This window comes from Rhizobium sp. SL42, from assembly GCF_021729845.1.
GTDB lineage: Bacteria > Pseudomonadota > Alphaproteobacteria > Rhizobiales > Rhizobiaceae > Allorhizobium.
Genome location: NZ_CP063397.1, coordinates 2,956,775 through 2,979,630, shown reverse-complemented (window position 1 = coordinate 2,979,630; position 22,856 = coordinate 2,956,775). Strand labels below are relative to the sequence as shown.

Below are 22,856 nucleotides of genomic sequence, written 5' to 3'. Positions count from 1 at the left end.
CTTGGACCAAGGGAGGAGAGCCTTTGCGCAGTTCCGTCGAGATCTACAATATCCGCACGCGACAGACACGTGTTGTCTGGCAGACGAGTGAACTGGTCGAGGCGCCAAACTGGTCGCCTGACGGTTCGTATCTGCTGATCAACGGCAATGGTCTGTTGTATCGGCTTTCGCCCGAGGGCGGCCAGGCGCCGTCCCTCCTCGACACAGGATTTGCCATTGAATGCAACAACGATCACGGCATCTCGCCTGACGGCTCGCTGGTGGTCATCTCGGACAAGACGGAGCACGGAAAGTCCTGCATCTACGTATTGCCTGCCGAAGGCGGTGTTCCGCGCCAGGTTACGTCGCGCCTGCCTTCCTACTGGCATGGCTGGTCGCCCGATGGTCGTCAGCTTGCCTATTGCGGTATTCGCGACGATGTCTTCGACATCTATTCGATTTCCGTCGATGGCGGCGAGGAGCGCCGACTGACTGAAGGCGAGGGTCGAAACGACGGCCCGGACTGGTCGGCCGATGGCAACTGGATCTATTTCAACTCCAGCCGAAGCGGCCTGATGCAGATCTGGCGCATGCATCCGGATGGCAGCGATGTCGAACGCATCACCTACAGCGATACGGGAGACTGGTTCCCGCATCCGTCACCGAAAGACGGCAAGGTTCTCTACCTCTCCTATGCGCCCGACGTCTTTGATCATCCGCGTGACCGCGAGGTCAGCCTTAGGCTGATGGACATGGACGGTGGTACCCAGGAAACGCTGTTCGAACTCTTTGGTGGGCAGGGTACGATCAACGTGCCGAACTGGTCGCCGGACGGCGCGGAATTCGCCTTCGTCCGCTATTTCCCCGTCAACGACTGAACGTCGTCGCAGGCTGGCGCTTGCGTCCTTCGGCGATCGGACTAAAACAAATCCTGTCAGGTGCCCGCAGCGATGCGGGAGAATCGGGAAGCCGGTGCAAATCCGGCACGTGCCCAACGCTGTGAGGCGGATGCACACGCAAGGGGAGACCCGGCCACTGGTGGACAAGACCGGGAAGGCGGCGTGTGCAGCGGATGCCAAGTCAGAAGACCGGCCTGATGCGATAGACTTGCCCGCGCGGACGGCGGGCGGTTGCGCATTGTTGGGGATTTGACGATGCACGACGAATCGAACGATTTTCTTGTCCGGGCCGGTTCCTTTTCCGTCGAGGAAAAGCAGGCCGTCTACCGGGCCATCCACACGCGCCGTGACGTGCGCGACCAGTTCCTTCCCGACCCCTTGCCGAATGACCTTGTCAGGCGTCTGCTCAGTGCCGCGCATGCCGCACCTTCAGTCGGTTTCATGCAGCCCTGGAATTTCCTGCTGGTGCGCGACGCCGTGCGTCGGCAGCTCATATGGGAGGCTTTTGACCGGGCAAATCGCGAAGCGGCGGCTATGTTCGATGAGGATAGGCAGGCCGCTTATCGGTCCTTGAAGCTTGAGGGTATCCGCAAGGCGCCGCTCGGCGTTTGCGTGACATGCGACCGCGACCGGGCCGGTCCCGTCGTTCTGGGGCGCACCCATAATTCACGCATGGACAGCTATTCCACCGTCTGTGCCATCCAGAATTTGTGGCTTGCTGCGCGCGCCGAAGGTGTCGGGCTCGGATGGGTGAGTATCTTTCAGGAAAGTGAGCTGAAGGGGATTCTGGATATTCCTGACGACATCGAGGTCGTCGGGTATCTGTGCCTCGGCTATGTAGATACGCTTTACGCGACACCGGAACTCGAGGTGAAAGGCTGGCGATCACGGTTGCCGCTTGACGAGTTGGTGTTTGAGGAGAGCTGGGGACTTCGGTCCGGAACCTTCGCCGTTGACGGTGCTACTCCTGCAGAGGCTGCGGACCTGGAGAGGCAGGATTTCTGAGATTGATGGTGCCCGTCACCGGCGGCAGGAATTGTGGACCCACTTTGCGTATATTGGCCGCACTGCCATCGTAGTCGCGCTCGACAGGCTGTGCCGCTGGTACCGCTGCGGCTACTGCAGGCGTCTTCGGCGCGATGGTGACGATCGACGACTGGTAGTCTGGAACGGGCGTGGGCGGTGTCGATCGCCTTTTCGCCTGTTCGTGATAGCGGGCCAGATCGCATCCACATTGCGGATTGTCACCGGCCGTGCGGTTGCGATAGGCGAAGGCGTTGGGCAGGTCGCGGTAGGGTCGCCCGCTGACCGCCGAAATCATCTCGGATGTTTCGCTGACCGCGGGTGCGTGGAAATACAGTTCCGTCTCGGTGTTTGGGCACATCTGCTGACACAGGCCGGCGTCATGTCCGAAATTCATCGCGGATGTGCTGGAGGAAATCGGAAAGAAGCCTCCGTCACAGGTGCGGACGCATAGTGTCCGGATATTGCCGGTCGGCAGTGCGGGTGGCTGGCCGGGGAGGGCCTCCAGCGAATTGCGGCTGACTTGATAGGGCTCCGCCAGCGTATCGAGATAAGGGACGCGCTCGGCTTCCTCGATATTGCCGCCAAAGGTATCATCAGTCTGCGCATTGCAGCCGTTTGCCTCGAGAGCGGAGGTCAGCCGGGCGCGAGCGTCTCTGCTCTCAGCCCCACCGGATCTGATTTCCTCCAGCTTGGCCACCAGAATGTCCTTGTTCGCCTCCATTCGGTCGAGCGCCGCGGAAAGGTCGCCGCAATCGTTACCGCCGTCCGGTCGCACGACGACCACTGAAGAGGTCAGGCAGCGCAGGCGTTTCTGGTCTTGCCTTGCCTTTCGCAGCTCCAGATTCTGCTGGGCAATCGCGCTGGCATAACTTTTGATTTCGGGGTTTTCACCGACGAATGCCGACACCTCGGCAAGCCGATCACGCAAGCGTTCGCAGACAACCGAAGCGGAGGCTGCATTCGGTACAATCCAGGCAAAGCACAGCGCTGCAGCGAGAAGTCCTAGTATTCTGGTCTGCAAATTCACTTTCCCGGTGAGTTCTCATGGATGCCGGTTGTTGGCTCCCGCTCCTATACTACCCGACCGAGAATACGCCAGTTAACGCTAAAGTAAAATGACGGTGCCGTCATAGACCGCCATCGGATCTCAAACGATGGCGGTCCATCCGGTTTAAGCGGCGCGTGCCGTTGTTAGTGTCATCGGGTGTTCGAGGACATTGCCCGAGATCGCGGCCACATGTTTCATCCGTTCGAGCAGACCCTCCGTCACGTCCCAAGCGATGGCAACGGCGTGAACGGAACCAATCCGCTGCGGATCGGAGATGCGCATACCGGGGCAACCCATGCGCTTGAACATGCGTTCCAGGAAGACATCCGTAACGGTGACGATCTGGCTCAGGCCGGAAGCAAGTCCGAGTTCGCCGACGCCGCACATCAGTTCAGCCGCGGCAATTGTGACCTGGTTGCCGGCACGATCCTGCGAGATTTGCGGATCGATACAAAAGCGGCTCGATTCCCAGATGGCCGCACTGCGAATTTCGCTCTGATCCCCGAGCAGTATCGGAAACGTGTCCGCGAGCATGTTCGGTCCCAGTGTCGGCAGCAGGCGCAGCGCGCCGCGCAGGCGTCCACTGTCGTTGTAGGACAGGATATAGAGCGGATTGGACTGATCATAGTGATCAATTTCCCAGTCACCGTGCAGGGCGACATCCCAGCCCAGAAGATCGTGGAAGACATTTTTGCGCAACCGATGCATGGCGTCGATTTCATGTGGATGGCGGTTGCGATTAACGCCATTGATGATCCGGATCATTCGGCACTCCTTCAGTTTGAACGAGTGGCAAAGATGTCGTTTGCGGCGGATCGATAAAACTGTCGGTAGCGACAGCTTTCATCATGCAATCAAAGATGATGGCATTGCGGCGGACGCCTAGGTGGGCTCAGGTGCATTGTGCGGGTTCGCGATGAGTTTGCGCCAGAGCGCTTCCGCGACTGCTTGCGGGTTAGTCACGACATTGAGTTTCCGTCGCGCATTGGACATGAAAAACCGCACTGTGCGTTCCGTGATACCCAGGATGACGGCGATTTCCCAATAACTCTTTCCGGCCGCAACCCAGGATAATGTCTCGATTTCTCGCCGCGTGAGCCGGTCTTTTTCATGCCGAATGCGCGTTTCGGCTGATGTGCTCGCCAGGTTTCGTGCATGAAATCTGACGGCAAGCGCCGCAATGTCGCGGTCATGCGCGCGGCGCAGGTTTCGCCAATCCTCAATCGTCATGTCGGACTGGACGAGGAGGAAGGCCGTTCGGCCTCCTCGCGACAGCAAAGGATAAAATGCACCGACGGGAGCGAGTTCGAGCAGGTTGGCGAGTTTCGAAAGGTTCTGGCCAGCTCTCGTTAGAGGACCGACGTCCCGCCAGTCGAATGGCTCTATCGCAATTGTTACGCGGGTGAACAGGGCAGGTAGAAGCTCCCACTGGAGCTTTCGGGTCAACCGGGACAATCGCGGCAATATCGTGTGATGCAGGCTGCGAGCTGCAAGGCGATCGCCGTAAAGGGTTCCATCGAAATACAGCAGATGGCTCAGGTTGTAAGCATGCCGCATGCGATCGAAAAATTGCTGCGGCTCGAGACGTTCGGCTTGCTCGAGCCAGTCTGTCAGTTCGAAATAGGCCTCCGAAGACACCATGTAGAAACCCTAGAATCCAAGGGCTTTAAGATGGTTTCTCATACTTGGAATTGTCCAGCGGCAATCTGCTTTGCCGCTGGCTCCGAACAAGGAGATTTCGGTGCGTTGCGTCCTGTGGTCTGGCGGGTGTCAGGCGGGCTGGGAAGCCTCCACGACGGCAAGAGCGGCCATGTTGACGACGCCACGCGAGGTAACCGATGTCGATAGAACATGGGCCGGCATCGCCGCACCAAGCAGGATCGGGCCTACATGCAGCGCGTCCATCATGGTGCGCATGATACCAAGCGAGATGTTGGCCGCATCAAGGTTCGGGAAGACAAGGAGATTGGCTTCACCCGTCAAGGTGCTGTTCGGCATGGCGCGTTTGCGCAAAGCCTCGGACAAGGCCGATCCGCCCTGCATTTCGCCATCAACCTCAAGTTCCGACGCTTCCTGCCGCAGAATTTGGAGGGCGCTGCGCATCTTCGTGGCACTCGCCGACGGGCGTGATCCGAAATTGGAATGCGACAGAAGGGCTGCTTTCGGGGCAATGCCGAAGCGCCGGATTTCCTCGGCGGCCAGCATCGTCATTTCGGCGATTTCCTCTGCCGACGGGTCGTCGGTGACGAACGTGTCGGTGAAGAATATTGCGCCGCGCTGGGAAATAAGCAGGCTGAGGCCGGAGAAGTCGCGAACGCCCTGTCGTTTGCCGATGATCTGGCGGACGTCGCGGACATGGCGATCGAACCGGCCTTCAACACCGCAGATCAGTGCATCGGCGTCGCCGCGCTTGACGGCAAGCGCGCCAATGACGGTGGTATTGGTGCGAACGATGGTGCGGGCAGCTTCCGGATTGATGCCGGCGCGCCCGACGATGGCGAAGTAGTCATCGACATAGTCGCGGTAGCGCGGATCATCTTCCGGATTGACGAGCTGGAAATCCACGCCTGGACGGATGCGCAGGCCGTAGCGCTTCAAGCGGGTTTCGATGATTTGCGGGCGACCGATCAGGATCGGTTCACCGATCCCATCTTCGAGCAGGACCTGGGCGGCGCGCAGGACGCGCTCGTCTTCACCTTCTGCAAAGATCACGCGCTTCTTGGTTGCGGTCTTGGCGGCTGCAAAGATCGGCTTCATGACGAAGCCGGAGCGGAAGACGAAACGGTTCAACTGGTCGAGATAGGTGTCGTAGTCGGTGATCGGACGGCGGGCGACACCGCTTTCCGCTGCAGCACGGGCGACAGCCGGCGCGATACGCAGGATCAGGCGCGGATCGAACGGCGAGGGGATCAGGTAGTCGGAACCGAATGTCGGCGTCTCGCCCGTATAGGCTTTCGCGGCAACTTCCGAGACTTCTTCGCGGGCGAGGGCTGCAATGGCGCGCACGGCGGCCATCTTCATCTCTTCGTTGATCGTGGTCGCGCCGCAGTCCAGTGCGCCCCTGAAGATGTACGGGAAGCAGAGTACGTTGTTGACCTGATTCGGAAAGTCCGAGCGGCCGGTGCAGATCATCGCATCGGGGCGAGCCGTGCGCGCCTCTTCCGGCATGATTTCTGGTTTGGGGTTGGCAAGTGCCATGATCAGCGGATTGGCTGCCATTTGGACCAGCAGTTCCGGCTTCAGGACGCCAGCGGCCGATAGACCGAGGAAGACGTCAGCGCCATGAATGCTGTCGGCGAGGACGCGATTGTCGCTGTCCTGGGCGTAGACTTCCTTCCAGGGGTCCATGAGCTCGTTGCGGCCCTTGTAGACAAGGCCCTCAATGTCGTGCACCCAGATGTTCTCGCGCTTGGCGCCGAGGATGACGAGCAGGTTGAGACAGGCAAGCGCGGCAGCACCGGCGCCCGACGCGACGATCTTGACGTCTTCGATCATCTTGCCGGCAAGTTCCAGGCCGTTCAGGATCGCGGCCGCGACGATGATCGCTGTGCCGTGCTGATCGTCATGGAAGACCGGGATGTTCATCTTGGCGCGCAACTGGTCCTCGACCTCGAAGCATTCCGGTGCCTTGATGTCTTCCAGGTTGATGCCGCCGAAGGTCGGTTCAAGCGCGGAGATCGTCGAGACCATCTCGCCGACGGTCGGCGCCTCGATCTCGATGTCGAAGACATCGATGCCGGCGAATTTCTTGAACAGGACCGCCTTGCCTTCCATGACGGGCTTGGAGGCGAGCGGGCCGATATTGCCGAGGCCGAGAACAGCCGTTCCGTTCGAGATTACCGCCACGAGGTTAGAGCGCGCGGTATAGTCGTCCGCGGCGGCTGGATCTTCCTTGATGGCGAGACAGGGCGCGGCGACGCCGGGGGAATAGGCCAGGGCCAGGTCACGCTGGTTGCCGAGCGGCTTGGTCGCCTGGATTTCCAGTTTCCCCGGTCGCGGATAGCGATGATAGAAAAGCGCCTGTTCATCGAGGTCCGCGGAGGTGTTGGAGGCTTGCGGCTTGTTCTTGTCCTGGGAATTCATCGGCTCACCGGCAGTTTCTTGAAGGGGACGTGTGGGTTCCTCAATACACGAATTGCCCGCGAGTGGTAGTCGCTAAGTGCGCCGATCTGTACGGTGTCATCTTCCTGAAACACGAGTCTGATTAAGCGCTTGACAAAGAGTGCAAGAGGACTGTGACGTGGACGAAGCCAGCGAAACCCGGCAATTCAGGACACTTTTCATTTCGGATGTTCATCTTGGCTCGAAAGCGGCCAAGACCGATTTCCTCCTCGACTTTCTGCGCCTGCACGAGGCGGAGACGATCATTCTGGTCGGCGACATCGTCGATGGCTGGCGATTGAAACGCAGCTGGTACTGGCCCCAGGAATGCAATGACGTCGTGCAGAAGTTGCTGCGCAAGGCGCGCAAGGGGACCCGGATCGTCTACATTCCAGGCAATCACGACGAATTCCTGCGCGGATTTCCGGGAACTCATTTCGGCGGCATCGAGGTCGCGGAACGGATGATCCACGAGACGGCCGATGGCAAAAAATATCTCGTCCTGCATGGCGACGAATTTGACGTTGTTGTCCGCAATGCCCGGCTGCTCGCCTATCTCGGTGACTGGGCTTATGACACGGCGATCGCGATCAACGTGTTTCTGGCGGCCGTGCGCCGTCGTTTGGGCATGCCTTACTGGTCATTTTCCGCCTGGGCAAAGCTGCAGGTCAAGCACGCCGTTAATTTCATCGGCGAATTCCAGAAAATCGTTGCCGAAGAGGCGCGCCGCAACGAGGTCGACGGCGTGATCTGCGGTCATATCCATCACGCGGTCATGGAAGACATCGACGGCATCCACTATGTCAACACCGGTGACTGGGTGGAAAGCTGTACGGCAATCGTCGAGCACCATGACGGTCGATTCGAGCTGATATCCTGGGCGCACAAGATCGGTGAAGCCGCTGCTATCAAGCGGATCGCCTCGCCGATGGTCCCGGTTTCGTTGCCGGTGCTGGCCGACATGGCTGAAGGCGAGGGCGTGCGCGCAGCCTGATACTTGCCGGCGACGGTGCCGGAAGGCGACAGCACTCCAGATTCCATTGATGAAGTTGCGATTAATTCCCGGTTAAGGATTACATCGTCTACCACGATCGTTATAGTACACGTCAGTTCGTGTGATTTGCGTGGGCGGGATTCGCTTCGACCCCGCAAGTGTGGAAGTAGTCGCCCCCTTGAAGTCGGTCCAGCCTGAAATTGCTCGTATCACGATCGACGACCTGGCGGAGGGCCGCGGGCGGCTCATTCGTCTGACGGGCAATTGGAAGAACACCAGCCTGAGCGCCATGGTCAAGAGTGCCGGCAGCCTTGTGGACGACACGTCCGGGATTGCCGAGACAATCGACCTTGATGGCGTTGCCAGCATGGACACGGCCGGCGCATGGCTTGTCCGGCGTTTCGTCGCGCAGCGACAGGCGGATGGCCGGAGCATTTCAATCAAGGGCGGTACGCCGGAAATGCGCGAGCTGATCAATGCGCTGCCGGAACGCGTGCAGCCGCCCGACAAGACGCGTAGTCACAGCAGCCTGTTTGAAATCATCTTCGCGCCGGTCGGCAAACTCACGATCAGCCTGTGGGACGACCTCGTCGCGATGATGTTCGTGCTCGGCTCCGCCGTGCGGGGGGCGCAGACGAAATTCGGACGCGGTAGTGGCGTATCGCCGGCATCTGTTGTCAACCAGCTCGACCACATGGGCGTACGCGCCGTGCCGATCATTATGCTGATGTCCTTCCTGATTGGTGCCATCATCGCGCAACAGGGGGCCTTCCAGCTTCGCTACTTCGGCGCGGAAGTGTTTGTCGTCGACCTTGTCGGGATCTTGCAACTGCGTGAAATCGGCGTTCTGTTGACTGCCATCATGATCGCCGGCCGTTCCGGCAGCGCCATCACAGCCGAAATCGGCTCGATGAAGATGCGCGAGGAGATCGATGCGTTAAAGGTCATCGGTCTCAATCCGATCGGTGTCCTGGTCTTCCCGCGGCTTGTCGCGCTGACAATCGCGCTGCCGCTTCTGACGATCGTTGCGAATTTCTCAGCACTTTATGGTGCAGCCGTCGTCGCCTGGGCCTATTCCGGTATCACATTCGATGTTTTCATCACGCGCCTGCATGACGCGGTAGACTACTCCACGCTTGCGTCCGGCATGATCAAGGCGCCGTTCATGGCGCTGATCATCGGCATCGTCGCCGCGGTCGAAGGCATGAAGGTCGGCGGTAGTGCGGAATCGCTCGGTCGCCACGTGACGGCTGCCGTGGTCAAATCCATCTTTGTCGTCATTCTCGTAGACGGGCTGTTCGCCATCTTCTACGCGGCCATCGATTTTTGAGGGCGCGGATGGAAGGGAAGAAAAACGCGACGATGAAAGACCGGGAAACGATCCTTTCCGTCAAGGGACTGACCGTCGCCTTCGGCGACAATGTCGTGCTCGACAAGCTCGATCTCGATATCTACCGGGGCGAGATCCTGGGGTTCGTCGGGGCGTCGGGTGCCGGCAAGTCCGTTCTGATGCGGACAGTCCTCAGACTGCTGCCGCGCCGCTCGGGCAAGATCGAGATCCTTGGCGCCGATTACGACGAGGTCGACGAGCGTGAGCGGACAATGCTCGATACGCGACTGGGCGTGCTTTTTCAGCATGGCGCCCTATTTTCTGCCTTGACCGTCAAGGAGAATATCCAGTTGCCAATGCGTGAGTACCTTGATCTGCCTCAGTGGCTGATGGACGAGCTTGCCTATCTGAAGATCGAACTTGTCGGTCTGCATCCGGATGCGGCAGACAAATATCCCTCGGAACTGTCGGGCGGCATGATCAAGCGCGCCGCACTTGCACGGGCTCTCGCCCTTGATCCTGATCTCGTGTTTCTCGACGAGCCGACGTCCGGTCTCGACCCGATTGGCGCTGCCGAATTCGACGATCTGATCGCCCGGTTGCGCGATACGCTTGGATTGACGGTCTACATGGTCACTCACGATCTCGACAGCCTGTTCTCGGTCTGCGACCGTATCGCGGTGCTGGGACAGAAGAAGGTACTGGTCGAGGGCACGCTAGACGACATGCTCGCCTATGACGATCCGTGGGTGAAATCCTATTTCAAGGGCAAGCGGGCCCGCTCCATTCCTCGGCCGGAATCGTCCGGCGTGCATCCGGTAGAGTGACTGATACATGGAAACCAAAGCCAACTATGCCCTCGTCGGCTTTTTCACCCTGATGGTCATCGGAGCCGCCTTCGGCTTCGTCTACTGGATGGCGGAATATGGCCGTGGCGGGCCGGTGGCGCCGCTCGCCATTCGCATTCCGGGCTCTGCCAACGGCCTGAGCATCGGTTCGCCGGTTCGCTTCAACGGCATCGCCGTCGGATCGGTCCGCAACCTCTACATCGACAATGATGACCCGCAGTTTTCGGTAGCGTTTACGGAAGTTCGCGCCGATGCGCCGGTGACCTCCTCCACGAAGGCGGTTCTGGAAATCCAGGGCTTGACCGGGGCCGCCTATATCGAGCTTTCCGGCGGCACCGCCGACGACAAGGAAAATATCCTTGCCAAGGCGATGGCGACGGGAGAGCCGGCGGTGCTGATGGCTGATCAGTCGAGCGTGACAAACCTGCTTTCCACCGCCGACAAGATCCTGCAGCGGGCCAATGATGCCATTGGCGAATTGCAGGGCTTCATCAGCGATGCGCGCACGCCTTTGACCAATACGGTGAAAAATGCCGAAGTATTTTCCAAATCGCTGGCCGACAATGCCAAGGGCATCGATCAGTTCCTGAAAAGCGTGAGCGCGTTGTCCGAATCCGTATCCGGCCTGTCGGGTCGACTGGATTCGACCCTCGCTGCCGCCGAAGACCTGTTCAAGGCGCTCAATTCGGAAAAAATCGACAAGATCCTGACCAATACCGAGCGGGCGACGGCAAGTATCGCCGCCGCATCTGATCGGGTCGGTCCGGCCATCGACAGCTTCAAGCAGACAGCAGAAACCTTTCAGCGTTTCGGCAGCAATGCGGACCTGACCTTGCAGAAGGTGTCCAAGCTGGTCGACGCTGTCGACAGCCAGAAGGTCGGCAAGGTCGTGGATGATGTCTCTGTGGCATCTGCCGATGCGCGCGCCGCAATTGCCGGGTTCAAGGACCTTTCCGTCAGCATTACCGGTCGCAAGGACGACATCAACAAGGCGATCGACGACTTTACCCAACTCGCCAATCGTCTGAACAATGCGTCGCAGCAGGTGGATGGAATCCTGAAGAAGGTCGACAGCTTCCTTGGGTCGGACGATACCAATTCGCTCAGCGCCGAGGCGCGCAAGACGCTGGAACAGATCCGGCTGACGGCCGAGAACCTCAATGCCCGGATCGGGCCGATTGCCGAGAACCTGCAACGCTTCTCCAGCACCGGCTTGCGTGACATCCAGACCTTGGTCAACGACACGCGCCAGACCGTGCGTGGCCTGAACGATGCGATTACCAATTTCGACAACGACCCGCAGCGGTTGATCTTCGGCGGCGACACGGTCAAGCAATTTGACGGGCGAACACGCCGATGAAGGACCAGAACCGGAAGGGAAATGACAGCATGACTATGTCCGGCTTGGGAGAAGAGGTGCGTCGCGGGCGTGCGCGGGTGCTCGGCGCCGTGGTCATGCCGATGTTGCTTGCCGGCCTGTCAGGCTGCGCTTCCAAGGCGCCGAATGATACGTTTGATCTGTCCGCAAGTGGTGTCGTCTCGACGAATGCTTCCGCCAAGAACAGGCAGCTACTCATCGCTGATCCGACGGCGCTCAGGGCGGTCGACAGCGAGCAGATCCTGGTGCGCGTTTCAAACTCCGAGATCCGCTATCTGTCCAAGTCGCAATGGAGCGACAAACTCACACGCATGGTCCAGTCGAAGCTGGTGGAGGCGTTCGAGGACTCCGGACGTCTGGGTGGTGTCGGGAAGCCGGGGCAGGGCCTTGCCATCGACTATCAGCTGATCACCGATGTCCGTGCGTTTGAAGTGGCAACCGTCGGCGGTGACCACGGTGTCGTAGAGATTTCGGCCAAGCTGCTCAATGATCGCAACGGAACGGTTGTTGCCCAGAAGGTATTCCGGGCGGAAGCGCGCGCGGCTGGCACGAGCAACGAGGCCTATGTCACGGCAATGGACAAGGCGTTCGGCTCGGTCACGGCAGAGATCGTCAACTGGGCGCTGATCGCCATCTGACTTTTTATGGTTTGAGTCAGAAAAGCCCCGGATCCTATTCAGATCCGGGGCTTTTTTGTTTTCAGTCTGGCGCGATACCCGCCGCCTTTCAGGCTGCTTAGCTGAAGCGGCCGGCGGCGTGCGCGAGCATGGTATAAACCTTGCCGGTGTCGGAGGTGAGGTAGGACTGGGTCACGCTCTTGTCGCGATCCGTGCGGGCAACATCGGCCAGCAGCTTTTCGAAATCAGCGATGTAGCGATCGACGGCGACGCGGAATTCCGGTTCCCGGTCATATTTCCGCTTGATCTCGTCAAAGGTCTGCTGGCCTTTCAGCGTATACAGGCGACGGGTGAACACATCGCGTTCTCCGCGCTGGTAGCGGCGCCAGAGTTCGACCGATGCATCATGATCGATGGCCCGGGCGATATCGACCGAAAGCGAATTCAGCGATTCGACCATGTGACGCGGATTGCGGCTGTCGGCCTGCCGTTGAGCGGCCGGAGCTTCCGGTGCCGGACGGGCAGGGGCGGCACGAGCCGGCGTGGGCGCAGCAGCTGCAGTCTCGTCGCGCGAGGCGCCGCGCAAAAGGTCACTGATCCAGCCGCCGCCTTCGACACGGCTCGCCGGCTGTGCCGGCTGGCCGTAGCTTTCGCCAAGCTCCAGGCTGCCGCGCAGGCCGAGATTTTCGGCGGGGCGGGCAACCGGCTGGGCTTGTGGCGCAGGGATCGGTGCTGCGGCCGGGGCGCGACGGACCGGCTCCGGCTGGGCTTCAGCCAATCGGCGGGCGACCGGTTCAGAGATTTCCAGCGTCTGGCTGGTGCGGCCAACAAGCTGTGAAATGTCCTGCAGGGCCTTGATCTGTTCGGCCACGGCGCGGCGCATCGCGGCGGCACTTTCCTTGGCCTCTTCCGGCAGATCGAACGCGCCGCGCTTCAATTCGTTGCGGGTCAGATCCAACTCCTTGCGGATGTCGGTGGCCGAGCGACGGATTTCATCCGTGGCGCCGGCAAAGCGGGCGACGGCCTCGGTCACTGCCTGCTGCATGGCTTCGCGAAGGGCGACGGCGGCACCTTCCGACTTACGGCCGGCTTCGCCGAGCAGGTGGTCAATGTCATTGAGGGATACAGCGAGGCCGCCGCGCAGACGGTTCGCAAGCTCGCCCGAACGCTTCTCGGCTTCGGTCAGCGTCTTGTCGATGGAGACCTGTGCCTCCTGTTCGGCGGAGAGCAGGGCATTACGCATGTTGGTTGCGGTGACCTGTGCCTTCTTTTCCGTTTCCCCAAGCACCTGTCCGATGTCGGCAAAGGAGGCCTGAACGCTCTCTCGCATGTTGGCTGCCGTCGACTGGGCGCGCTTTTCCGTCTCACCAAGGATCTGGCCGATGTCGGTGAAGGACGCCTGGACACTCTGGCGCAGGTTGCCCGCCATCTGGCCCGAACGTTGTTCGGCGCGGTCGAAGGCGGTTTCGACCATCTTGCCGAGGCTCTGCATGGTATTCTCAATTTCTTCTGAGCGCTTGACCAGACCGATCGAGAGCTCGCGCAGGGCCTGCTGACGTTCTTCCAGCGTTCCAACCAGATTGGACTGGGCGGCCGAGAGAAGTTCGGATGCCTTGCCAAGCACCTTGGTGTGTTCGCCGAAACGGCCAACGATCGACGAGACCTGGCCAAGTGTTTCGGTCGACACGACTGTCAGGCGCTCCAACTGGCCGTCCAGAAGACGGTTCGACGTCGAAAGGATGTCGGTCGCCTTGCCGGCTGTGTCGTTGAAGCGCGCAGCTGTTGCGCCAAGGCGGCTATCCAACGAGCCGATGCTCTGAACCGCCTGTTCGACGATGGCAGAAATACCGGAATTGCTTTCGCCGAGACGCTCGATGAGTTGCGAGGCACTCGAGACTATCGAGTTTTCCGCAGCGCCGAGGGTCGCGGCGGCGCGGTCGGCGCGTTCGGTGATCGCACCAAGGATCGCGGCATTTTCACTGCGCAGGCGTTCGGCGCTCTGTTCTGCAGCGGCAGTGATCTGTTCGGCTGCGGTGCGCCCGGTCTGGGCGTAGGTCGCGATCATCGGACCGGCCTTTTCGTCGATCAGACGCGACAGTTCTGCCGAGCGGCTCGACAGCATCGAGTTCAGTTCGCGGGTCCGGTCGTCGAGGACGGAACGAATGGTGTTGCCCCGTGCTTCGAGCGCCTTTTCGACCGCATCCATGGTTACGGCGAGTTCTTGCGTGTTGCCGGCAATCGCTTCGCGGATGGCGGCGGTGCGGCCTTCCAGGGTCGATCCCACATCCGCCAGCGTGCCCGACAGGTTGGCGACCTGCGCGCTGACCAGCGCTTCTGCCTGAGATACCTTGCTGGTGATGGCATCGCTTGCCTGCGAGACCTTGTTGCTGATCGCATCGCCAGCCTGGGAGAAGGTCTGGGCAACGGCTGCTGCCTGGCCCGCAAGACGGCTCTGCGTGTCTTCAATGCGCCGGGTGAGATCCTGCGACTGTTCCTCGACCGTACGGCTCAATTCGGCACTGCGCTCGCCGATCTGTTCGGCAAACTGGGTGCTGGAGGCTGTCAGACGGTCTACCGAGCGCTGTGCTTCGGTGTCGAGATCGCGGGCGGCATCGGCAACGGCGCCACGCAGCGCCGCTGCGAGACCGGCGGCCTTGCCTTCAATGGTACGGTTGACATTTTCAAGGCCGATATTCAGCGCGCGGTCCATGGTCGACAGTCGTTCGTCGATCTGGGCCGTGCGGCCTTCGAAGGTTTCGGCGACCTTGGCTGTGCCGTCGTCGAGGATCTGGGCGACGCGGCTGCTCGCTTCGCTGCCAACGCGCTCGATCGCGGTCACCTTTTCATCGAGGCGGGCTGCAAATTTCTCGCCGGCATCGTTGACGCGGGCGTCGACGCCGTCCAAGCCGTTGCGGAGGCGGTCTTCCAGGGTACCAAGGCTCAATTCGATCCGGTTGCTGGTTTCGTCGAGGCGCGAGGTCATGCCGCTGACCGATTGCTCCACCACGCCTGAGAATTCCTGGGCGGAGCGGGTGATATCACCGGCGGCATCGCGGATCTGCGAGGTCAGCGAGCCTGCGGTCCCGCGCAGGCGCTCATCGAGCGCCTTGCTGCTGTCGTCGATAGCGCGACGCAATGTGCCTTCGTGATCCTCCAGGCTCATTTCGAGCATGCCGGCCGATGCGGCCAGCGATGCGCCGAGCGAGGTCGAGTGTTCGACCAGGCTGTTTTCCAGATCGCCCTGGGCTTCACGCAGCGTTGTCGAGATTGCATTGGTGCGGTCATCGAGCGTCGAACGAATGCGTTCGTGGGTGTCGACGAGCCGGGTATCGATCTGGGTGACACCCGATGCGATCGTATCTGCGATGCGGTTGGTGTTGAAGCCGAGTGTCTGGGACAGTTCGCTGTTTGCACCTTCCAGCGTATTGCGCAGATGCTCGCTGGTGCCGGCAAGCTTGCCGTCGATATCGGTAATGCCGCTCGAAAGCGCCTCGGTGATGTAGCTGGAATGGCGTCCAAGCGTCCGGTCCAGCTCTCCACCCGCATCTTCCAGTGCCGACGCGAGGTAGGCTGTGTGGCCGGCGAGCGAAAGATCGAGGCGTTGCTGGCTTTCACCATAGGCGCTGCGAACCGATTCCGCCTTTTCGGCAAACGCGGCATCGATGCGTCGATCGGCGTCGGCCACGGCATCGATGATGCCCGAGGCGCGTTCGGTCAGGGTATCTTCGAGGCGTCGTTGTCCGTCAGACAGTGCCTCGACAATGCGGCCCGAATTCTGGCTCAGCGTCCGCTCCAGCGTGCCGTTTGCATCTTCCAGCGTCGAGGCGAGATAGGCGGTGTGGCCGGCCAGGGAAAGATCGAGCTTTTCATGGTTTTCACCATAGGCGCTGCGGATCGCTTCCGCCTTTTCGGCGAATGCTGCATCGATGCGGCGATCGGCGTCTGCGACGGTGTTGATGATGCCCGAGGTGCGCTCGGAAAGCGCCTCGTCCAGGCGACGCTGTCCGTCCGACAGGGCTTCGACGATACGGCCGGAATTCTGGCCGAGTGTTCGCTCAAGAGTGCCGGTCGCGTCTTCGAGCGTCGAGGCGAGATAGGCCGTGTGACCAGCCAGGGAAAGATCAAGTTTCTCCTGGTTTTCACCATAGGCGCTGCGGATCGCGTCTGCCTTTTCGGCGAATGCAGCATCGATGCGGCGATCGGCATCGGCGACCGTATCGACGATATTGATTGCGCGCTGCGACAGGGCTTCTTCCAGATTGCGCTGACCGGTGGACAGCGTTTCGGCGATATCCTGGCTGCGGGTGCTGAGGGCGATGTCGAGCTCGAGGCTTTTGGTGCCCAGGGTATCGGCAATCTCGCGGCTGGCCGCGTCGATGGACTGAACGATGTTCAGGCTTTGCGAACCCAAGGTCTCAGCGATGTCGCGACCCTTGATTTCCAGCGTCTCGGCGAGGTGCTGACTGCCTGTGCTGAGGGCGATGTCGAGTTCGAGGCTCTTGGTGCCCAGCGTATCGGCGATGTCGCGGCTTGCTGCCTCGACGCTCTCGACGATATTGCGGCTTTGCGTTTCAAGCGTGTGGGCAATCTCGCGGCTCTTGCTGTCCAGCGTGTCGGCAAAACGGTCCTGATTGCTGTTGAGCGCGTTGACGATCAGTTCGGAGCGCGAGGTCAGGGTCTCGTCAAAACGTGTCTGATTGTCGGCAAGGGCCGTATACAGCGCACCGCCGCGCTCTTCCATAACCTGGTCGATGCGCTTCTGGGCGTTCTCCAGGCTCGCGGTCAGTGCTGCAGCCTTGGCGGACATGGCATCGGCGATTTCCTGAGCGCGATCGGCAAGGGCGCTGTCGATCATTTCCTGGCCGGTTCCCAGGGTGGCAGCAAAGGCAAACGACTGATCTGCCAGAGTGGAACCGAGACGGTCGATGCTCGATGTGAGGATGCCGTCGATCGAGTCCGTGCCACCTGTCACGGTCTCGTTGATCCGCGCCAGGCTTTCCATCAGTTTGTTGTCCAACGTGCCCGCACGCTGGTCGAAAGCGCTGGAGAATTCGGCGACGCGCGTGTCGAAGGTGGTGTTGATCTGGCCGATGGTCGTCTGGAAACGATCTTCGAACAGCCCGGAACGCAGGTCCAGATCGACAATTGCGTCGTCGGCCGCCGACTTCATGCTCTGTCGGAAGGACTGGCCGCGCTCGTCAAGCGAGCCGTTGAGCTTGGCGAGAACGTCGTCCAGCGAGGACGTGATGGTGCGTTCTCCGCTTTTCAGTGCATCGGCAATGTCGCGGGTGCGCTCGACCAGAGTTTCGTTGAGCTGGCGGGCACGCTCGTTCAATGCGGCGTTCAGCTTTTCGGTATTGGCGTCGAGCGTTGATGCGCGGGTCTCGAACTGGCCCAGCAATTCCTTGCCGCGCTCGCTGAGCGTGGAAGACAGGTTAGCAAGCTGCGAATCGAATTCCGAAGCCAGAGAGATTCCGGACGCGGCCAGCGTCTGGACCATGTTCTCGGTCTTGTGCGTCAGAAGCGAGCCGAGTGCAGTCACTGCGGCATCCGACTTTTCGGTCAGCGTCGCTGCGCGAGTGTCGATCATCGAGGCGAAGGCTTCGCCCGATGTCTGCAGGCGCACGGAGATTTCCTCCGTCGCGAGCGACAGCTCTTCCTTCAACTGGTCATGCGCGCCGATGATCGACGAGCGGATACGCTCGGCGTGGTTAACGATGGCATCGCGCTCGGCGCCGAGTTCATGCACAAGACCGCGCACGCGCAGTTCGTTGTCAGTGTAGCTGCGTTCAAGCGCGGTCACTTCCGAATGCACCAGCGTTTCAAGCTCGGTCGCACGGGCGATCGTGCGTTCGATGCCCTCGTTCATGGCCGAAACTTCACGGCGCACGGCCTGGCCGACCGTCATGATGCGTTCGGACGCAATGGTTTCCGGCTCGGAAAGCCGCAAGGCCACTTCAGCCATGGACCGTGCCGCATTGCGCAGGTCATGAGCGCGGGCCATCATGATGGAGAAGGCGAAAAACAGCATGATCGGCACAAGGGTGCCGACGAAGATTGCAACGACACCCGGCATTGCGACGATATCGGCAACGGAAGGTGCCTGCCACATCTGGCCGCCGTAGAGCAGTTGCGTCAATCCGATCGCCCCCAGCACCCAAAGCGCTGAAATGATCGTGGCGTTGCGAAGTGCTGTCGGCAGGGACGCGCCGTCAAGCGACTTCAAGATGGCAGCCGGCGTGCGGCGCGATGTATCGTTGGCCGGCGCGAAGGTCGGAGCTTTGGGAGCCGGCTCCGGGGCCAGCTCGCTTGACCGGACGGTACGGCGTTCCTGAGACTTCTTAGCCGGTGCAGGATTTTGAACGGGTTCAGACACGGGGCTCTCCGATGCGCGTGCCGCCGGTCGGACGGGTTTGGTCGCCGGCGCCTCATTGTCGAAATCAATGCTCAGGGCCGCCTCGAGAGCTTGAAAGGCGCTCTCATCAATGGAGTCGGACTTCTTGTTCGCCATAGGGTTACGCCTCGTTACCGCTACTCTCGGCAGTTCGATCCAAGGGCTCTGCGCCGCCTGCATTCGAGTCCTGGTCAGACTGCCTTACTTTAGGATCCTCGCCTGCCGCCACGCCAGCCGAAAATCCCTTGGGATTTCATCGTCGGAGCAGCCTGTCATCCTGACATTCGCGTTGTGTTTTAGCACTATCCGACATTGGGGCAAAGATTTCCGCCTTTAGCCCATTCAACCGTATCGTAGTGACACATTCGGGCTTCCGATACAATTAATGGCCCGGACGGCGGTTAACGGGGTTTTCGGTTGTTAACAGTATTTAAACCAGTGAAGGGCGTGAAAAGCCAATGTCCGTCAGGGTTTAACGGGCGTTAACCATAGTGCGAAGTTTTCCGGGGCAATGAGTCCCATTTTAACGCAATTGCCATCGGCGCCGGAGAGACTGCAGCTCACAAATAACAAGAAAAGAAGGAATTTGGCTATGGCAGCCGTAAATGTCGCTTTCGAAGCTCCTGAAAATTTTGGCGGCCTGTGCCCCTCGCAGCAGCGTCCTGTTGACCTTGTTCATCTTGCTACCCAGACCAAGGGCGACCGCGCCGTCGAGATCGAGATTCTTCAGATGTTCGCGCGCCAGGCCCGCGGCTGTCTTCAGGCTCTGGCCAGCGATCGCGACGCGCTCCAGGTCAAGGCGGCCGCACAGCGGCTGAGGAATGCTGCAATGGCGGTTGGTGCTCTTCGGGTTGCCGGGGCAGCCGACCTGATCGAAACAAAGGGTGCGACCATCGATTCGGTTGCCTCGGTGAGTGCCGCTGTTCTCGAGGCGGAGCATTTCATCCTCAAGCTCGCCCGTTAGGCAGGACAAGAGACGCGACGGACGAACGGTGCCCGCGTGGTTCCTTAGAGTTGACTGCTTTCCTGTGAGTTGACTGGTGTTTCGATTTGTTGGATGACTTCGCGGATTTTTTTGGCGAAGCATGGACACACGACACATGGCAAATATCAGCATCATCGCCTTTGACGGCACGCGCTTCGACATCGCAGCCGCCGAGGGCTCGACAGTCATGGAAAATGCCGTGCGCAATTCCGTTCCCGGGATCGACGCCGAATGTGGCGGCGCCTGCGCTTGTGCGACCTGTCATGTCTATGTCGACGATGCCTGGACCGACAAGGTCGGCGCACCTTCGGCCATGGAGGAAGACATGCTCGACTTCGCCGTTGACGTGAAGCCAAGCTCTCGGCTGAGCTGTCAGATCAAGGTCGTGGCTGCGCTTGATGGCCTTGTGGTGCATGTTCCCGAACGCCAGGGCTGATGAGACTTCCTACGCCCCCGCTGCAAAAAAAAGCCCCGCTCTCGCGGAGCGAGGAGCGGGGCAAGGGGGCGCATCGCCAAGCAGGCGAGGGAGGAAACACCTGTGGCACCAGGACGCGCCGGGAGAACTGGCAAATCGGAAAACGCTTAATCAACGTTTGCTGATGACAGGTATATTTCAGATTCTTATCAAGTGCCACGCCGAGAAATAGCCGGTTATTCACAGGTGCTGTCGCAAGTTTCGAGCAAGATGTGTCCTTGCTGCATTAGCGAGCTATAATTTTTGGTGGGTTATTTCCGCCCGAACGTTTAGTCCTGACTTGCCCTGCCGCTTTTGTAGCGCAGGATGCGCGCCATCCTGTTCTGGAAGTTCTTCGCCTCTATGCGGTCAAACTTCATCTGCGCCTCGTCATGGGCCAGCGTGATGCGATCGGTGACTTCGGCGACCTTGTCCTGCATCTTGTCGCAATTGTCTTGCGTCGGAAGTCTCCTCAGCGCCTTTTCAAGATCGCGTGCATATTGGCGGGCAATTTCAGCGTGGCGTTCCTCGTGGCGCTTGATGTCGGCCGACAGGGCATCCCAGATGAAGCCGAGTTCTTTCGTCGCACGCTTGCGATTCTTCCAGCGCGGCAAGATGATCTTGGTGTCGAGGGTGACGCGAGCATCCTCAATGGCGCAGCGCTCCCCTTTGCGCACATAGGTCAAGTCGCCGCCGAAACGGATCTGCGTGGCTCCGGGATGGCGGTTTCCCGTCATCTGGGTCATCGGTCCCTTGCGCGTCAGTTCGTCATCGATCTCCGCCGCGGTCTTGCCGCCGATCTGGAAATAGCTTGTCGACTTGCGAACGATGGTTTCGGCATGCGCCGGAGAGATGGAAACGGAAACTAGGGCTACAGTGACTGCGGTTGCCCAAAAACGGCGAGCATTTGACATTATCATTTTCCGCAATCTTCTGATCCGCAATGTTGAATTCGCTGCGCCCTTGGGGCATAGCCAAGCCGCGAGCACTATTGCAGCTTCGCGGTTTTCCGTCGAGAGGACAGATGAAAGTGTCGACCGCCAATCGAAGCATCTGGCGCGTTGCCCATGGTCGGGACCTGGACCTGACGGCGCGGGGCGCACTGATGGCCATCATCAATGTCACGCCGGATTCGTTTTCCGACGGCGGTTTGCATGCCACGACCGAAAAGGCGGTTGCCCATGCGTTTGCCTGTGTCGAGGCCGGCGCGGACATTCTTGATATCGGTGGTGAATCGACACGCCCCGGCGCTGCTGAAGTGACGCCCGAGGAAGAAATGGAGCGGGTCGTTCCGGTGATCGAGGCACTGGTTGCCCGTACCGACGTTCTGCTGTCAATCGACACCTACCGTGCTGACACCGCCCGCGCAGCGATTGCAGCGGGTGCGCACATCATCAATGACGTGCACGGGCTGCAGCGGGAGCCGGACATTGCATCCGTAGCTGCAGCGAGCGGGGCCGGGCTCTGTATCATGCATACGGGACGCGGACGGGAGACGCTTTCCGACATCATCAAGGACCAGTTTTTCTTCCTGGGGCAGTCCCTGGACATTGCACGCGCTGCGGGCGTTCTTCCTCAGGCGATCACACTCGACCCCGGTTTCGGATTTGCCAAGGAGACGGCGGAGGAAAACATCGAGCTGATGGTGCGTTTCGAGGAATTGCATCGTTTCGGTCTGCCGCTTCTAGCCGGTACCTCGCGCAAGCGATTTCTCGGGACCCTGACCGGACGCGACGCTGCCGGGCGGGACGCGGCGACGGCCGCGACCACGATTGCACTGCGTCTGAAGGGAGCAGCCGTATTCAGGGTTCATAATGTCGCGATCAACCGTGATGCACTTGCCGTTGCCGATGCAATGCTTGCGACACAAAAGCGGCTTGCCGAAGGAGTGACGCCATGAGTGCCATCTTCACCATTACCCTGAAGAATTGCTCCTTCTTCGCCAATCATGGCGTGTTTGCCGAAGAGGGTGTCCTGGGTCAGCGTTTTTACGTCGATGCGGAATTCGATGTCGATGCCGGCGAGGCCGCTGCTCAGGACAGGCTTGAGGGTACGGTCCACTACGGCATCGCCTTCGAGGTCATAGAATCCATTGTCACCGGTGCGCGCGTCATGTTGATCGAGGCGCTGGCGCTAGCCATCGCCAAGGCCTTGCTGGCGCGGTTTCCCGAAATCCTGAGAACGCGCATCACAGTGCGCAAGCCCAGCGCGCCAATCGCTGGTATTCTCGACTATGTACAGGTGAGCGTTGAGCAATTCAGGTGAGTTTGGGTGGCGTCAGGCTACCCTTGGGCTTGGCGGCAATATCGGCGATCCGGTATCCGCCATGGCAGCGGCTCTGCGGCATCTCGATGGCCGCTCCGATTGTCGGGTGACCGCCGTGTCGGGGCTTTACCGGACGCCGCCCTGGGGGAAAGTCGATCAGGCGGATTTCTACAACTGTTGTGCGGCCATCGAGACAACGCTCGCACCAGAACCGCTGCTGGACGCCTGTCTCGACATCGAGCGCGAGATGAAGCGTGTTCGGATCGAGCGCTGGGGACCCCGTACCATCGATATCGATATCCTGACCTATGACAATGCCAGTGTCGATGGCGAGCACCTGAAGATCCCGCATCCGCGCATGACCGAGCGTGGTTTCGTATTGATGCCGCTTGCCGATATCGCCCCGGACCTGATTGTCAGGGGCATTTCGGTTGCCGACTGGCTCGGGCAGAGCGATTGCAGCGGTATCGAGGTCGCAAATGAAAACCGCGCCTGGTGGCGCGGTTGATCGAAGTCATCGAATAACGGGTTTCTGTTC

At 60.2% G+C, this 22,856-nt stretch carries 18 protein-coding genes and 1 riboswitch; of the genes, 12 read left to right on the top strand and 6 right to left on the bottom strand.

The annotated features are described in order from the left end of the window. Positions 1–23: 23 nt before the first annotated feature. Positions 24–857 (top strand): TolB family protein, encoded by an 834-nt coding sequence (locus IM739_RS14105; RefSeq protein ID WP_237368343.1) that lies wholly within the window; start codon positions 24–26, stop codon positions 855–857. A gap of 41 nt (positions 858–898) precedes the next feature. Further along, a riboswitch (cobalamin riboswitch) is annotated at positions 899–1,090 on the top strand. 43 nt (positions 1,091–1,133) lie between these two features. After that, positions 1,134–1,883 (top strand): 5,6-dimethylbenzimidazole synthase, encoded by a 750-nt coding sequence (gene bluB, locus IM739_RS14100; RefSeq protein WP_237368342.1) that lies wholly within the window; start codon positions 1,134–1,136, stop codon positions 1,881–1,883. Here the strand turns inward: bluB and IM739_RS14095 are convergent. From IM739_RS14095 to IM739_RS14080, 4 genes are all read right to left on the bottom strand, one after another. Beyond that, on the bottom strand, positions 1,840–2,925 hold the full coding sequence (locus tag IM739_RS14095) for a DUF2865 domain-containing protein (RefSeq protein ID WP_237368341.1): 1,086 nt from the start codon (positions 2,923–2,925) through the stop codon (positions 1,840–1,842). The genes bluB and IM739_RS14095 overlap by 44 nt on opposite strands. Before the next feature lie 150 nt (positions 2,926–3,075). After that, the gene (locus IM739_RS14090) at positions 3,076–3,717 is read right to left on the bottom strand and encodes an acyl-homoserine-lactone synthase (RefSeq protein WP_237368340.1); all 642 of its coding nucleotides are present in this window, start codon (positions 3,715–3,717) and stop codon (positions 3,076–3,078) included. Positions 3,718–3,834: 117 nt separating this feature from the next. Further along, a complete protein-coding gene (locus IM739_RS24065; RefSeq protein ID WP_272911316.1) occupies positions 3,835–4,593 on the bottom strand; it encodes a helix-turn-helix transcriptional regulator in 759 nt (252 codons plus the stop codon). Between the two features lie 129 nt (positions 4,594–4,722). Next, positions 4,723–7,035, bottom strand: coding sequence for an NADP-dependent malic enzyme (locus tag IM739_RS14080; protein WP_237368339.1), 2,313 nt, complete (start codon positions 7,033–7,035; stop codon positions 4,723–4,725). 157 nt (positions 7,036–7,192) lie between these two features. Here IM739_RS14080 and IM739_RS14075 point away from each other — a divergent pair, with 157 nt between their 5' ends. The 5 genes from IM739_RS14075 to IM739_RS14055 all read left to right on the top strand — a co-directional run bounded on the left by IM739_RS14075 (position 7,193) and on the right by IM739_RS14055 (position 12,241). Further along, positions 7,193–8,047, top strand: coding sequence for a UDP-2,3-diacylglucosamine diphosphatase (locus IM739_RS14075; protein WP_237368338.1), 855 nt, complete (start codon positions 7,193–7,195; stop codon positions 8,045–8,047). Positions 8,048–8,225: 178 nt separating this feature from the next. Then, a complete protein-coding gene (locus tag IM739_RS14070; protein WP_237368337.1) occupies positions 8,226–9,377 on the top strand; it encodes an ABC transporter permease in 1,152 nt (383 codons plus the stop codon). A gap of 8 nt (positions 9,378–9,385) precedes the next feature. After that, positions 9,386–10,204, top strand: coding sequence for an ABC transporter ATP-binding protein (locus tag IM739_RS14065; RefSeq protein ID WP_237368336.1), 819 nt, complete (start codon positions 9,386–9,388; stop codon positions 10,202–10,204). 7 nt (positions 10,205–10,211) lie between these two features. Then, positions 10,212–11,585: an MlaD family protein gene (locus IM739_RS14060; RefSeq protein WP_237368335.1), complete on the top strand. Its 1,374-nt coding sequence runs from the start codon at positions 10,212–10,214 to the stop codon at positions 11,583–11,585. A 29-nt stretch (positions 11,586–11,614) separates the two neighbouring features. Then, a complete protein-coding gene (locus IM739_RS14055) occupies positions 11,615–12,241 on the top strand; it encodes an ABC-type transport auxiliary lipoprotein family protein (RefSeq protein ID WP_237368334.1) in 627 nt (208 codons plus the stop codon). Between the two features lie 97 nt (positions 12,242–12,338). Here IM739_RS14055 and IM739_RS14050 read toward each other — a convergent pair whose 3' ends face one another. Further along, positions 12,339–18,731, bottom strand: a complete 6,393-nt coding sequence (locus tag IM739_RS14050; RefSeq protein ID WP_237368333.1) for a hypothetical protein — start codon at positions 18,729–18,731, stop codon at positions 12,339–12,341. Between the two features lie 475 nt (positions 18,732–19,206). On the opposite strand from IM739_RS14050, the gene IM739_RS14045 reads away from it, so the two are divergent. Both IM739_RS14045 and IM739_RS14040 read left to right on the top strand, forming a co-directional pair. After that, positions 19,207–19,578: an Hpt domain-containing protein gene (locus tag IM739_RS14045; RefSeq protein ID WP_237368332.1), complete on the top strand. Its 372-nt coding sequence runs from the start codon at positions 19,207–19,209 to the stop codon at positions 19,576–19,578. A 136-nt stretch (positions 19,579–19,714) separates the two neighbouring features. After that, entirely contained in the window at positions 19,715–20,035 is a 321-nt protein-coding gene (locus IM739_RS14040; RefSeq protein ID WP_113142481.1) for a 2Fe-2S iron-sulfur cluster-binding protein, read from the top strand. Between the two features lie 308 nt (positions 20,036–20,343). On the opposite strand, the gene IM739_RS14035 is transcribed toward IM739_RS14040, so the two are convergent. After that, a complete protein-coding gene (locus tag IM739_RS14035) occupies positions 20,344–20,967 on the bottom strand; it encodes a DUF922 domain-containing Zn-dependent protease (protein WP_237368331.1) in 624 nt (207 codons plus the stop codon). A 116-nt stretch (positions 20,968–21,083) separates the two neighbouring features. On the opposite strand from IM739_RS14035, the gene folP reads away from it, so the two are divergent. The 3 genes from folP to folK are packed head-to-tail and all read left to right on the top strand — an operon-like array spanning position 21,084 to position 22,826. Then, entirely contained in the window at positions 21,084–21,953 is an 870-nt protein-coding gene (gene folP / locus IM739_RS14030) for a dihydropteroate synthase (RefSeq protein WP_442981136.1), read from the top strand. Next, positions 21,950–22,318 (top strand): dihydroneopterin aldolase, encoded by a 369-nt coding sequence (gene folB, locus IM739_RS14025; protein ID WP_237368329.1) that lies wholly within the window; start codon positions 21,950–21,952, stop codon positions 22,316–22,318. The genes folP and folB overlap by 4 nt, the downstream gene beginning before the upstream one ends. Further along, on the top strand, positions 22,302–22,826 hold the full coding sequence (gene folK, locus IM739_RS14020) for a 2-amino-4-hydroxy-6-hydroxymethyldihydropteridine diphosphokinase (RefSeq protein ID WP_272911315.1): 525 nt from the start codon (positions 22,302–22,304) through the stop codon (positions 22,824–22,826). The genes folB and folK overlap by 17 nt, the downstream gene beginning before the upstream one ends. The last annotated feature ends 30 nt before the right edge of the window (positions 22,827–22,856 follow it).